Genomic DNA, 14,396 nt, shown 5'->3' with positions numbered 1-14,396 from the left:
ATAGTGGGGCATTCAGGGGCGGGAACAAGTTTTGAGGATGGAATCGGGGAGAATCCAAGAATTCACAGTTAAAAGAAGTTTCGAGAAAGCGTCAAAAGGAATCCGAAAGCCGTGTTCAACGGACATTTGCCAGCGGGTCGAGACGTTGCACCAGTGGAACACTCGCTGATCGCATTGGGAACAAGCGCAGAACCCTTGGGACCGAGACAAGTTCCTATCGGGACGACTCCTTGAACCCATGGAACCAGGAGTGGTTCCGTTGGTTTCACGCGAAGAACCGCTGGAACCGGCCTTGATTCCGTTGGAACAAGCCTTGGTTCCAATGGCGCAAGCCTGTTGTCCAACGGAACAAGACGATGATCCGGCAGGAAAAGTGCAGTGGCAGCGGCGATTATTTTTAAGGAAAATGATGGGGGTGCCTCACTCATTCTTTCTAAGCGGTTGATCCACAGGGAGATAGCAGATTTATCGCCCTGGCAACAAAAGCGAGTGACTTCAAAATAACGCATTGACGAAAAAGACGAATGCCTGCATCCTGTCAACAAGCATGATTCCCGCAGCCACCACTCTTTTCGGCACTCGCCTGCTCCAGGCGCGCAAGCGTCATGCGTGGTCTCTGCGAGATCTGGCCGAAAAGTTGGGGGGGCAGGTTTCAGCCGCCGCCCTCAACAAATATGAAAAAGGAGCGATGCATCCGTCGCCTTCCATCGTGATCGCGCTGTGCGAGATACTGGGGCTGTCGGAAGATTTCTTTGTCCGTCCTCTCACCTCCCGCCTCGGACGGGTGGATTTTCGCAAACGCTCCAGCCTTGGGGTCAAGGAGGAGGAGTCGATCCGGGAAATCACTTCCGATTTTTTCGAGCGATACACGGAATTGGAGGAGCTGGTGGGGCTGACGGATGTGTTCATCAATCCTCTGGCGGGACACCGTGTTGAGAAAGCAGAAGACGTGGAGGCGGCAGCCGATCAACTGCGAAAGCTCTGGAAGATGGGCACGGCTCCCATTCCCTCGGTGGTCGGGCTGCTGGAGGCGAAACATATTCTGGTTCATCTGCTGGAGGCCCCCTCCGGGTTCGACGGGTTTTCTGGAAAGGCTGGCCCGCGCGATGTGGTGGCTTTGAACTCCCGCTATACGGTGGATCGGCGGCGCTTCAGTGCGTTGCACGAGCTGGGCCATATCGTGCTGCAGTTTGCGGCTGATGCGTTTGACGAAAAAGCCCGCGAAAAGCTGTGTCATCGCTTTGCCGGCGCGATGCTGCTGCCCAGAGAGACTTTCCTGGCCGAGATCGGCTCCCGTCGGCAGCATATTTCTTTGGCCGAACTGAAAAATCTCAAGTCCATCCATGGAATCTCTTGCGCGGCCATACTCAGCCGGGCTGGCACCCTGGGAGTGCTGGCAGAATCGACTTTGACTCGCATCTGGGCGAGGTGGTCCGCGCAAGGGTATCGCACACAGGATCCAGGGGAATGTCCCTTTGATGAAACGCCGCGCCGGTTTGATTTGCTCCTCCAGCGCGGGGTGGCGGAGAAATGCCTCAGCCTGGACAAAGCAGCCATGCTGGCCGGGAAATCTGAGGAAGAATTTAGCAGTGAATGGGAGATCTATCCATGAACCTGGCCATTCACGACATCCGGCAGCTTTCCCGATTGCATGAGTCGGGCCAGACCCAGACGTGGGCGGCGCGAAAGGTCGTTGGATGGGTGACGCGCGGGCAGTTTTTGCGCCGCCCGCATCTGGCCAGCTTGCAAAGAGAGGTGCCATTGCACTTGATGGAGCTCGCGCCAGAGGAAGAAGACTTTTTCCTGATCTTTCAACAGCCGCTGCGCCGCCTGACGCACCGTGAATCCCTCCTTCTCTACCTCGCCGACCGGACGGGGAGCGTAGTGCTGACCGGAGAACCGCTGGTGGTGCAAATCGCACAAAGCCTCGGCCTGCGCGTCTGCTCCGGCAGCGAATCCTCCATGGATCTTCTTTTTCCGCTGCTGCCACAGAGCGTCGCAAAACCCGCAGCCACGTTCAAGCCGCCGGGTTTGTCCGTGACGGACATCGTGAACGATTTGTCCGCATCCCTTTCCCCAGAGCCTCCTCCATCCTCCTGGCGTGTGCCAGATCGGGATGAACCTGTCTCACGCCCAATCGCCATCGCCCTCCGCAGGTCGAAGGAACCCGGCAGGCAGCTGGGCACGACGCAACGCAACCAACAATGAATAAGTCATGGCCAAATCAAAACTACCGGTCTCCATCGACAAACTTCTCAGTGCCTGGGAACAACTGGCTCCTGACGCCATCTTTTCGGAGATGACGCGGGAACAGTTCCTCGCCGCCAGCCTGCCATCCAACACCGTTCGCACTCGCATTAGCGATATCGACCGGGAGCGGAAAGCTTCGCTGGCGACCCGGAAAACCTCTGATGCGACTTCCAGCGTGCTCTACCAGCGCGTGGTGAATTCCATCAAAGGCTCTCCGGCGCATGGAGAAGATTCCGCCCTCTACCGCGCGATTGGTTATAAAACCAAAAGCGAACGGAGTTCCGGGCTGACCCGCAAAGCGCAGGCTTCGCCCGAAAACCCCGTGGTCCCGTAAGGTTGCAGCCTTGCCAGACCCGGATTTCCTTGCCGGCGGATTGCTACGCCAAAGGAAACCTCACGATTATGAAACGGCCATTCACCTCGGTGGATGGCCGTTCTCATTGGCAGAATAGCTCTTTTGGTTCCTTTTTCAATAAACGAATCTGTTAATGCCCAAGGCCAGATCACACCATGGTTCCGTTCGCTCCAGTTTTCTTGTGGGGGCTTGGTTTCTTGGTATGTTCAGCCATCCCCCAATCATGGATCTGACTCATTCCCCCGAGCTTTTGGAGTCTTCCGATGTGCCAGTCCTTTCCTGGAAACAGTCAAATTTCTGGCTGGTGACATTGTTTGCCGTGGTCCTTTGGGGCGTGTTGTGCCGGATGCTGGGAGCGGAGTGGTCCGTCAATGAGCAGTACAGCTATGGATGGTTTGTCCCGGCTTTTGCAGTTTATCTTTTCTGGCTGCGCTGGCCAGACCGTCCCATTCGGGAATCGGGCAGGGGCTATCTGCCAGGGACTTCGGTCCGAATTCTACTGGGTGCAGGCGCCATTTTACTGTTGCTGGCATGGGTTCCCATCCGTCTTTTTGAAGTGGCCAATCCGGAATGGCGGCCTTTGGAGTGGGTCCATGCTCTGTTGGCCCTCGGTTTGAGTTTGAGCCTGCTCTGGCTGGCGGGTGGCTGGCCCTGGCTGAGGTATTTTGCGTTTCCTGTGGCCTTTGTGCTGGTCGCCGTTCCTTGGGTGACCCCTATCGAGGTTCCAATCATCCAGGGATTGCAGCATGCGGTGGCGATCATCAATACCGAATTGATGAATCTGATTGGCATTCCCGCGCAGCTGGAGGGGAGTGTCATTCGCCTGCGAACCGGATTGGTTGGTGTGAATGAGGCTTGTAGTGGCGTGCGTTCGTTGCAGACCTCGATCATGGCGGGGCTGCTCTTTGGCGAATTGAATCGAATGAACTGGCGGCGCCGGGTTGGGCTGCTGGGGGCAGTCGTTGCGCTGGCTTTTGTGGCCAATGTGATGAGGGGCGGTTTTCTGGTTTGGACAGCGGCCACGAAAAGCATTGAAGCGGTGGATCATGTCCACGATGCGGCTGGCCTAGCGGTGCTGGGGATTGTGATGGTCGGGACTTTCGCGTTGGCGAATGTTTTCCGGGATAGGCGACAAGGTGTTTCCTCCACAGAGTCCAATGGAACTCGACTGCGTTGTATTCCTGCAGTTGGTGACGGTTCCCTGCGGAAGATTTTGATTGTGGCCTTGTGCTGGCTGGTGGCAGTGGAGATTGGCGTCGAGGCCTGGTATCGCCTCCACGAAAAGGGTTTGCTAACCACGGCCCAATGGTCGGCGCAATGGCCGGAGAAAGCTCCCGGATACGCCAAGGTGAAGATCGATGAAATGACACGCAGCACGTTGCGTTACGACAAGGGCGGCGGCGCGATGTGGCGGGTGGGTCAGTCGGCGGCTCCGGAAACGGCGCAGCCGCAGCTCAATATGGATCAGGGCTGGCTCATGTATTTCTTCCGCTGGGAGCCGGGGCAATCCAGTGTTTTGCGGGCGCGCGCCCATCGGCCCGATGTCTGTTTTCCAAACACAGGCTGGCGTCAGACTGAGGATCGCGGTGTGAAATATTACGAGGCTGCCCCTGGCCTGAAGCTACCGTTTCGTCATTTTGGATTCATCCATTCGCAAGGCCGGTCCGTAAAATACGCCCATGCGTTCTTCTGCCTGCAGGCGGATAAGGTTTCAGCTCGCGAAAATCCACTGGCGGCTAATAACGAAGTGGCCGGAAGCTCTTTGGGCGATTGGAATATCTACGACCGCATTCGGATGGTGCGGGAAGCCCGGCGGGATCTGGGGCAGCAGGTGATGGAAATTGTCATCACCACAGATCGCGAAGTCGGAGGAGAAGCCGCAGAGGCGGCTTTTGCACGCGAGTTGGGAGCCTTGGTGCAAACCAAATAGAATCCCGCAGATTCGATCAGCCGATGAGCCGTGGATTCGACGGCAGAAGCCGCGCGGCTTCGATCTCGATCTCCCGCATTTGCCCGAGAATCTCGAAGAGGATGGCGACTCTTTTTTGGGCCGGAATCAGACGAGTGACCAAGGCACGCATCCCTGCATACGGGCCGGAGGCGATGACGATTTCCTGTCCGGCTTGGGGTTCCTGCTGGATCTCGATGGTTTCCTGATCTGTGACTAGAGAGCGGATTTCCGCCACCAAGCTGTCTGGCAGAGGTTGAATGAGATCGCCAAACCGAATGATGTCGGCCACTCCAGACGTGGCTCGGATCTGGCGATGATGCCAGGCATAGACGCAGCGGACAAAAACGTAACCCGGAAAGAGGGCTTCCGAGACCCAGATGGGGACATTCCGGCGGGGTCGGCGAAAACGCAGGACGGGCGAAAACACCTCGAGTTCCATCTCTTTGCGCAGCAGGCGGGCCACTTTATTTTCCTGCTTGGGACGAGTGGAAACGCAATACCAGAGAAGTTGCTCAGCGGAGGACATGAACATCCGAGAATAACTCAGGACGTGACCGCCATCTACGCAAAAATAGCGGTTTACCGGCTGCGATCTTGGAGCCACGCGGTGGCGAAATCGAGGGCTTCGCCGATGACGTGGTGCATGTCCATGTAGCGGTAAGTGGCCAGGCGGCCCAGAAAGGAGACGGTGGATTCTTCTTTCGCGAGGGCTTGGTAGGCGGCTAATTTTTCAAGGTCGCCGGGGAGACGTTTTGGGTAATACGGGACGTCTTCGGGCGCGGTTTCCTTGCTGAATTCGGTGAAAACATCGGTCTTTGCGTGCTCTTCCCATGGGGTGAAATGTTTGTGCTCGTGGATGCGGGTATGGGGAACGTCCTGACTCGGGTAATTGATCACGGCATTACCCTGAAAGTCGCCTTCGTGGCTCTCGTGCTTCCAGAAAACGGTGCGGTAGGTGAGGCGACCGTGGGTGAAGTTGTAAAACGCATCGATCGGGCCGGTGTAAAAAACGTGCTCAAACTCCGCCGCCATCGACGCGTCGTAGGACGTGCTGAGTTTCACTTCGATGTTCGGGTGGTCCAGAATGCGCCGCACGATCTCGGTGTAGCCGTCGCGCGGAATGCCCTGGAACTTCGTGTTGTAATAATTGTCGTCGTAATTAAAGCGCACTGGCAGCCGTTGCAGGATCGAGGCGGGGAGTTCGCGCGGCTCGCAGCCCCATTGTTTCTTGGTGTAGCCGTAGAAAAAAGCCTCGTAGAGGTTGTGGCCGAGAAACTTCAGCGCCTGCTCTTCGAAGTTAGCGGGTTCGAGGATTGTTTGGTCGCCCAGATTTTGCACAAACGCGCGCGCCTCGGCCGGTCCGAAGCGTTTGCCGAAAAATTGATTGATCGTGTGCAGATTGATCGGCATCGAGAAAACGCCGCGCTCGATGGAGGCTTTTACCCGGTTGATGTAGGGGACGAATTCCCCGAATTTCCGCACGTAATCCCAGACCTGGACGTTGCTCGTATTGAAAATATGCGGCCCGTAATGGTGGATCATCACGCCCGTCTCGGCGCTGCGCTCGGTGTGGCAATTTCCGGCGATATGATTCCGCGAGTCGATCACGAGAGAATACAGTCCGGCTTCGGCCAGTTCACGCGCCAGAACAGCCCCGGAAAATCCGGCTCCCACAATTAAAAATCGACTCATAGTTTGATCAATATCGCACTTGCTCCCAAAGCCAAATGTCTAATCCTCTCAGACTTGACGTGGAAAGACGCCTGATTCGCTCCAGAAGGGCGATTTGGCAAAGCGCTTCAATCGAGTCCAAGTCGGATGAGAACGTTTAATGGCCGTTTAATGCGTTCTTTGGCTAATTTAATCTACCTGGCGCATCCACTGGCACGCTTCATGCATTTGGGGCGGGTGTGTCTTTTCCACGCCATTCAGCACTTAGCCTCGTGAACGCAGGACGACAGTTCACAAAACCGACTCAATGACGATGATCAACTGGTTCAGAAATCTCAAAGTGGCCCAGAAGCTGGCTCTCATCAGCATCTTCTTCGTCATGCCCGATTCGGTGATGCTCTATCTCTTCATCACAGGCATCAACGCGAACATCGAGTTTGCCCGGCAGGAGGAGAAGGGGAATGAATACCAGCGTCCGCTCGAAGATTTGCTCGAATTTATTCCGCAACATCGCCAGCTCGTTACCCAATCGATTCGGGGCGAGTCTGTGGCCGCTGAATTGACTCAGAAAGAGGCGGAAATCGAGTCGGCTTTCGATCGATTGCAGGAGATCGATTCCCGCATTGGCACCGATCTGCAATTCACCCCGGAAGGCCTCGCCAAACGCAAGCGCGAGCACTACAAGGCGGCCATCGTTCGCGCCGAATGGACCAAGCTCAGGCAAAGTCTGAAGGATCTCGACCCGGCGGCCTCGGCGGCGCAGCACCTGCATTTGATCGCCGATATTCGCGTGATGATCACCCATGCCGGCGATCTTTCGAACCTGATCCTGGACCCGGACTTGGATAGTTATTACCTGATGGACGCCACGCTGCTGGCCCTGCCGGAAACGCAGGATCGCCTGGCCGCCGTCGTCGCCCACGGCGAGGCGGTGCTGCGGCAGCCGTCCATTTCCAATGCCGAGCAACAGCAGCTCGCGATCTACGCGACCATGTTGAAAGAGGCCGACTTGGAGCGCATTCAGGGCAGTGTGCAGACCGGCTTGAATGAGGACGCCAATTTTTACGGCATCAGTCCCACGCTTCAATCACGCGTCCCAGCCGCGCTGAAACAATACGTCGCTTGCAACGAGAACTTCATCAAAATGATCGAGCTGCTCGTCAGCTCCGGCAAAAAACAGGTCTCCACCACGAGTTATCTCGCCGCCGGAACTCTGGCCCGCGACGCCAGTTTCAATCTCTGGAGAATCACCGACAACGAACTCGACAAGCTCCTCGAAATCCGCATTCACGCCTATCAGCACCGGCGCGCGCGCAGCCTCTTCGTCGCCGCCGCCGCCCTCGTCGCTGCACTGTGTTTTGTGACGTTCATCACCCGAAGCATCTCTGGTCCGCTTCGCAAACAGGCCAATGACCTCACGGCGGCCAACGATTCCCTGCAAGCCGAGATCCTCGACCGCAAACGCGCCGAGGCCGAGTTGCGTCACAGTGAAAACCAGCTTGCCATCGCCCAGAAAATCGCCCGCGTCGGCAGTTGGGACTGGGATATTCACTCGAACATCATGCATTGGTCGGAGGAAAATTACCGCATTCACGGCTACGCCACCTCGGGCGAAAAAGTGAGCTACGACACGGCGCTCCAGCTCATTCATCCAGACGATCGAGAGTTTTCCGACAAGACCTTCAAGCGCGCCTTAAAAGAAAAGAAACCCTTCAGCTTCGAGCAGCGCATCATTCGCCAGGACGGCACCGTGCGCATTCTCCAGCAAAACGGCGAGGTTCTCCTCCACGCCGACGGCAAAGTCGCGGAAGTCTTCGGCACCGCCCAGGACGTGACCGAGCGGAAACTTTCCGAGCAGGAACTCGAGCGTGTGAACAAGGAATTGATCACTGTCTCCCGCGAGGCTGGCATGGCCGAAGTCGCCACCGGCGTGCTGCACAACGTCGGCAACGTCCTCAACAGCGTCAACGTTTCCGCCATGCTCATCTCGGAGCGGCTGGGCAAATCGCGCATTGCCCACCTTACGAATGTCGCGCAGCTCCTGGAGCAAAATTCCAAGAACCTTGGGAAATTTCTCACCACCGATCCGCGCGGCAAGATGTTGCCCAAATTCATCAACACCCTCTCCGAGCGCCTCACCGTCGAGCAGGCCGAGACATTGGCCGAAGCCGAGCGGCTCGCAAAAAACATCACTCACATCAAGGACATCGTCGCCGTCCAGCAGAACTACGCCAAGGTGTCCGGTCTCCTCGAATCCATGCCGGCGAGCGAACTCGTCGAGGACGCGCTCGGCATGAATGGAGCCGCCTTCGACCGTCACCACATCGAAGTCGTCCGCGATTTCGCCGATGTGCCGCTCGTTCGCGTGGACAAACACAAGGTCCTGCAGGTGCTGGTCAACCTCATCCGCAACGCCAAATACGCCGTCAGCGAAGCGTTGCGACCGGAGAAAACAATCAAAGTCCGCATCGTCGCGAGCGGCAAATCGCGGGTAAAAATCATCGTCGCCGACAACGGCATCGGCATCGCTCCGGAGAATCTCCAGCGCATCTTCGAGCACGGCTTTACCACCAAGGAAGACGGCCACGGTTTCGGCCTGCACAGCGCTGCACTCGCCGCCAGCGAGATGGGCGGCTCGCTCTCCGTCCACAGCGCCGGCGTCGGCAAAGGAGCCACCTTTACCCTGGAAGTCCCGGTGGACGAGGAAACCATCGGACTTCCATCCTAATCTCCATGCGCGCCAAAAAAGATTCCCACTCCACTCAGCCAGCGCAGCCCAACCAGCGCATTCTGGTGATCGACGACAATCGCTCGATCCACGACGACATCCGCAAGATTCTCGGCAACCCGGCGCAGGAAGACTCGGAACTCGACATGGAGGCCGCCGCACTTTTCGGGGTCGAAGTCGAGGCATTGATGGATACCGAATTCGAGATCGACTCCGCTTTCCAGGGCCAGGAAGGGCTGAAAATGGTCCAGGCTGCCGTCAAGGAAGGCCGCCCCTATGCGATGGCCTTTGTGGACGTGCGGATGCCACCCGGCTGGGACGGCGTGGAAACCATCACCCGCATTTGGAAACTTTTTCCCGACCTGCAGATCGTCATTTGCACCGCGTATTCCGACTATTCCTGGGCCGACATGATCCGGAAATTTGGCAAGACCGACAGTCTCGTCATTCTCAAAAAACCTTTCGACAACGTCGAGGTGCTGCAGCTCGCCCACACGTTGACTCAGAAGTGGACCCTGAGCCATCGCCTGCAAACTCACCTCGACAGCCTCGATCACATCGTCGCCAGCCGCACCGAGGAACTTCAGTCGGCCAACGCCCGACTGCGTCAGGAAATGGGCGAACGCGCGCAGGCGGAAAAGGAATTGCGCCAGTCCGAGGAACGTTTCGCGCGGGCTTTTCAGGCGAGTCCCATTCCCATGGCGATCCAGTCGCTCGGCAGCGAACTTTACATTGACGTGAACGACGCCTTTCTCGCCATCTCAGGCTGGGAACGTGCGGACATCATCAACCACACGCCCGACGAACTAAAAATCAGTTCCAACCCCGGTCTGCGCACGCTCGTTATCGAGCAACTTCGCCAGGGAAAAGCCGTCCGCAATTTCGAGTGTCCGCTCCGCACCCGCGCCGGAGAAACGCGGGAATGTGTCATCTCCGCCGAGGCGTTTCGGTTGGGCGAGGAAATGGTCGCGCTCATCGCCACGCTCGATGTCAGCGAGCAGCGGAGCCTCGAAAAACAACTTCGACATTCGCAGAAACTGGAGGCCGTTGGGCAATTCGCGGCCGGCGTTGCGCACGACTTCAATAACATTCTCACCGTCATCCAGGGCCACGCCAGTATCCATCTCGCCGCCGACAACCTCGACCGTGGCGTCGCCGAATCTCTCAACCACGTCTCCGTCGCCGCCGAGCGCGCTGCCGCATTGACCCGACAACTTTTGAGTTTCAGCCGCAAGCAAGTCATCCAAATGCGTGCGCTCAACTTGAACGACGTCGTGAAAAATCTCGACGGCATGTTGAGCCGCCTCATCGGCGAACACATCGAGTTGCGCTGCAACTTTGCGAAGAAACTCCCCGGAGTTTGGGCCGACCAAAGCAACGTCGAGCAGATCGTGATGAACCTTGTCGTGAACGCGCGCGACGCGATGCCCACCGGCGGCAAACTAACCATTCAAACCAAGGTGAATAACATCGACGACGCTCATGTTAGCAAACATCCGCAGGCGCGCACCGGCACCTACGTTTGCGTGAGCGTTACCGACACCGGCACCGGCATGAGTCCGGAAACGATGAACCGCATTTTCGAGCCGTTTTTCACCACCAAGGAAGTCGGCAAAGGCACAGGCCTCGGCCTCGCCACCGTCTATGGCATCGCCGCCCAGCACGAGGGTTGGATCGAAGTAGCTAGCCAATTAAAGAAGGGCTCCACCTTCCACATTTACCTGCCCGCCAGCGCCGAGATCCCTTTGCAGGCCGACGGTTCCAGTGGCGAGGAATTGCGCGGAGGCAGCGAGACCATTCTCGTCGTCGAAGATGAGCCCGCCGTGCGCGAAATCATGACGCACGTCCTGCGCGACTACGGTTACGATGTTCTGGAGGCCGCCGACGGGCCGACTGCGCTGGTTGTGTGGTCGAAGAAACATCGCGAGATCGATTTGTTAGTCACCGACATCGTCATGCCCAACGGGATGAGTGGCAACGCCGTCGCCGAGCGGCTGCAATCGGAAAAGTCCGCGCTCAAAGTCATCTTTTCCAGCGGCTATAGTTCCAACTTCGCCACCCACGCCGACCCGCAAAACGGCTTCATCAACTTTCTGGAGAAACCCTACAAACCCGAAGTCCTAGTCCGCGCCGTCCGCGATTGTCTGGATAGCTAGGAGTAGTAATCTCCCCCGAGAGCGCACGCGTTTGCCTCGATGAACATTTTCCTCGTTCCCAAACTCCGTTTGGGAACGCACTTGTCTTGGAAACTCTGTTTCCTAACCATCGCAGCGGGTCCGCTGCCCCCAAGTCCTACTCGATCAACATGCTTTCCGTCTGCGCGAGCACATCGGAAAACGGCAGATGCGCCAGCATCCCAAACGCATCATGCCGCGTGAGCCGATCCCGCTGCAACGCCGGGCTCTGCAAGCCGCAGAGAAATTTCGCCAGTTGTCGGCTGCTGCGAAGCGCGGGCTCCTTCTCCTCGATCAGATCGCGAATCAACGCCACTTGCTCCAGGCTGATCGGAGTTAGACGCGACTGCGGCAGCTTCTTCCTAACCTTGGAAGAAACACAATTCGCACAATGCCCGCACGGCGGAATCTTCTCTCCAAAATGCAGCAGCAACCGCGAGGTGAGACATTGCGTCGTCTCGGCCAGCGCCACGATGGATTTCAGCCGCTTCATATCGGCGGCCTCGCGCTCCGTGAAAAACGGATGCAACCAGTCTGCCAGCGATGCGGGAGTATGCTCAGCCGCGCTTCCTAACAATCGATAGCTATGACGAATCCCTTTCGGCACGAGAACAATGTCGCCCGCCTCCTCCAGCAACTTTAAGTTGCGCAAAATCTTCTCGCGCGACTCTTCCAGCATCTTCACCGCCTCATTCATCGTAATGGTTAGTTTTCTCGACCACTGGCCGCGCTTCGTTCCGCAAGCCAGCAACTTCTGCAAAAATCGCTGACGCCCCTCGCTGTGTCCACTCAGGGCGCGACCTTCGCCGTGGGTAAACGTGATCTCGAACTTCGTGTAATACGACCCCGCCGGCTCCAGCACCTTCGCCTTTTCCAGATAAATCAGAGCCGTTTCCAGCACGATTGTTTTCACATCGTGGCTCCGCGACAAATCATAGCGGCTGATAGAAAACTCCTGGCCCTGACGCAGAAAATGACCGGTGAGTTCCAACAGTGCGTGGCGCGTTGGCGTGTCTCCTAATATGAAATTCTCCAGCACGCGAATGTCGTCGCCGCAGGCCAGCATTTCGCAGTGCGATGGAAGTCCGTCGCGGCCAGCGCGTCCGATTTCCTGCTGATAATTCTCCAGCGTCTTCGGCAGATTGAAATGAAACACGGATCTAACATTTGCCTTGTCCACGCCCATTCCGAAGGCAATCGTCGCCACGATCACCTCGATGGCGTCTAACATAAACGCCTGCTGCACCTCGCTCCTAACATCATCCGCCAGACCCGCGTGATAGGCGCGCGCGCGGATTCCGGCGCGTTGCAGGTGGGCTGCAACGGACTCGCTCGTCTCTTGCAGCGTGACATAAACAATCGCCGGGAAACGCGTTTCCACTGTTAGTTTTTCCACCAGAAGCGCAATGCGTTCCGAGGCTTTGACCGGCGTGATTTGCAGAAACAAATTCGGACGATGAAATGACGTCACCACCCGGTTCTCGCGAGTGATGCGAAATTCTTTGGCAATGTCGCGTGCCACATCGGGAGTGGCCGTGGCGGTCAATGCCAGCACGCGCGGGATGCGCCATTTCCTAACGATCTTCGCCAGGCGCAGATAATCAGGTCGGAAATTGTGTCCCCATTCCGAGATGCAATGCGCCTCGTCGATGGCCACCAGCGCGATGTTAACACCCTTCATCCGCTCGACAAATTTCTCATTCGCCAGCCGCTCCGGGGCGACATAAAGCAGCCGCAGCGAGCCCTCCTCGATCTGCCGGAAAACAGAGGCGAGTTCCATTGCATTCAAAGTGGAATCCAGCCGCGCCGTGGCAATCCCTCGAACTAACAACGCATCCACCTGATCCTTCATCAGCGCGATCAGCGGCGAAATGACCAAGGTTAGACCCTCCAGCAAAAGCGCGGGCAACTGATAGCAAAGCGACTTTCCGCCGCCCGTCGGAAAGATCGCCAGCGCAGAGTGTCCCGCCATCAACGCCTCCACCACCTGCCGCTGCCCGGGCCGAAACTCCGCATGACCGAAGTGCGCGAGCAACGTCTTTTCCAATTCCGGCAACCCGGTCTGCTCCATCATTTCACGTTCCAGCACAGCGAAACAAGTAGCGGCGTGAGAAGCCTCTCACCAACAAAAAAGACGCCGCGATTCGCCTGGCCACTGGTCTTTTTGCGTCCACCTTTCCAAAAAAAGGCCTATGCCGTCACTTCCGCGTCTGCTGCTCTTGTTTATTCGCCTGTCCGATAATCCATCGGCCAGCCTTTGCGGGTGAGACGGATGGTGTGTGTTAGAACCCATTGCCAGAGCCAGGTGAGCGCGAGGGTTGCGCTTAAGGTTAAGAGAAAGAGCCAGAAGACGGTGGTAGGCGTTTGGGTTTTGGGGTAAAGGTCGCGCAGGGGCGGCAGGAGGATGCCGAGGCCGCTATGCAGGAGGATGAGGTGAAAGACATAGAGCGGCAGCGAACGGGCTCCGCACCATTGGATGGCTCGGGTTAGGAGGCGGTCGGTGGTGAGCAGCCACGAGCACAACGCGCAACCTAACAAGACGACGCTTAATCGAAAAAGGAAGGCGTCGTAGCGAGTGGCATAGGTCTGTGACTCAAACCACGCGGCCATGGTGAACTTCAGCATCCAGCCGAGCGCGGTTGTTAGTAGAAAGCCGACGGCGAACATTCGGGGCAAACGGCTGGCCAGGGCTCCTGCGAGCAGAAAGGCGCTCCAGGGGAAGAGGGGAAACAAGGCTCCACGATGGGCGGTGAGGTAGCCAGCGATGGGCGCGGGGAAATTTTCAGTCGAGTTCCAGACGAATGGCGCGGCTAGGATGAGGCCGATGGTTAGCAAACCCACCATCGCATCGAAGGTGATCAGCCGCTTGCAGAGTTTCGCTAGTACTAGCAGTGATGCGAGTGAGATCGCAATGCAATGGAGCACGTCGATCCGGCCCAGGGCGATCCAGACTTTGTCGCCGTCGAAAGGCGAGTTCCAGGGGAATTGCAAGGCGTAGGCGAGGAGCAGAAGGACGCCGATGGAGCGAAACCGCCGGGCGAAGGACGTCGGCGCGTCCCAGTTTTTGCGGATCGACGCGCCTTGCAGAAAACCGGCGATGAAAAGGAATGTGGGCGCGACGATGCCGTTGAGGTAGCTGAGAAATGTGAACCAGCCGCCAGTGCGATAGACTGGAGCTAGAAACGAATTGACCGAGTGCGTCTCGATCATTCCCAGCACAGCAAGCCCGCGCAGAAAGTCGATCCAGAGGAGGCGCTGTTTCAATGC

10 protein-coding genes are annotated in these 14,396 nt (G+C 57.4%); 6 read left to right on the top strand and 4 right to left on the bottom strand.

The genetic code is table 11. The features are described 5' to 3' along the window. The first annotated feature begins 547 nt into the window (after positions 1-547). From ABIT76_00695 to ABIT76_00680, 4 genes are all read left to right on the top strand, one after another. The gene (locus ABIT76_00695; protein MEO7931653.1) at positions 548-1,612 is read left to right on the top strand and encodes an XRE family transcriptional regulator; all 1,065 of its coding nucleotides are present in this window, start codon (positions 548-550) and stop codon (positions 1,610-1,612) included. After that, a complete protein-coding gene (locus ABIT76_00690) occupies positions 1,609-2,208 on the top strand; it encodes a hypothetical protein (protein MEO7931652.1) in 600 nt (199 codons plus the stop codon). Before ABIT76_00695 ends, ABIT76_00690 begins: the two co-directional genes overlap by 4 nt. Positions 2,209-2,215: 7 nt before the next feature. After that, positions 2,216-2,584, top strand: a complete 369-nt coding sequence (locus tag ABIT76_00685) for a hypothetical protein (protein MEO7931651.1) — start codon at positions 2,216-2,218, stop codon at positions 2,582-2,584. A gap of 223 nt (positions 2,585-2,807) precedes the next feature. Further along, entirely contained in the window at positions 2,808-4,535 is a 1,728-nt protein-coding gene (locus ABIT76_00680; protein ID MEO7931650.1) for an exosortase/archaeosortase family protein, read from the top strand. A gap of 16 nt (positions 4,536-4,551) precedes the next feature. On the opposite strand, the gene ABIT76_00675 is transcribed toward ABIT76_00680, so the two are convergent. Then, on the bottom strand, positions 4,552-5,082 hold the full coding sequence (locus ABIT76_00675) for a transcription termination/antitermination NusG family protein (protein ID MEO7931649.1): 531 nt from the start codon (positions 5,080-5,082) through the stop codon (positions 4,552-4,554). A 53-nt stretch (positions 5,083-5,135) separates the two neighbouring features. After that, on the bottom strand, positions 5,136-6,248 hold the full coding sequence (gene glf, locus ABIT76_00670) for a UDP-galactopyranose mutase (protein MEO7931648.1): 1,113 nt from the start codon (positions 6,246-6,248) through the stop codon (positions 5,136-5,138). A 292-nt stretch (positions 6,249-6,540) separates the two neighbouring features. Here glf and ABIT76_00665 point away from each other — a divergent pair, with 292 nt between their 5' ends. Further along, entirely contained in the window at positions 6,541-8,955 is a 2,415-nt protein-coding gene (locus ABIT76_00665) for an ATP-binding protein (protein MEO7931647.1), read from the top strand. Positions 8,956-8,960: 5 nt separating this feature from the next. Next, positions 8,961-11,111, top strand: a complete 2,151-nt coding sequence (locus tag ABIT76_00660; GenBank protein ID MEO7931646.1) for a response regulator — start codon at positions 8,961-8,963, stop codon at positions 11,109-11,111. Between the two features lie 136 nt (positions 11,112-11,247). On the opposite strand, the gene ABIT76_00655 is transcribed toward ABIT76_00660, so the two are convergent. Continuing rightward, positions 11,248-13,218 (bottom strand): ATP-dependent DNA helicase RecQ, encoded by a 1,971-nt coding sequence (locus ABIT76_00655; protein ID MEO7931645.1) that lies wholly within the window; start codon positions 13,216-13,218, stop codon positions 11,248-11,250. Positions 13,219-13,352: 134 nt separating this feature from the next. After that, positions 13,353-14,393, bottom strand: a complete 1,041-nt coding sequence (locus tag ABIT76_00650) for an acyltransferase family protein (protein ID MEO7931644.1) — start codon at positions 14,391-14,393, stop codon at positions 13,353-13,355. Positions 14,394-14,396: the final 3 nt, after the last annotated feature.

The organism is Chthoniobacterales bacterium (genome assembly GCA_039930045.1).
Classification (GTDB): Bacteria; Verrucomicrobiota; Verrucomicrobiia; order Chthoniobacterales; family DASVRZ01; genus DASVRZ01.
Note: the sequence above shows the minus strand (reverse complement) of the source record. Positions and strands in the feature narration are given on the sequence as shown.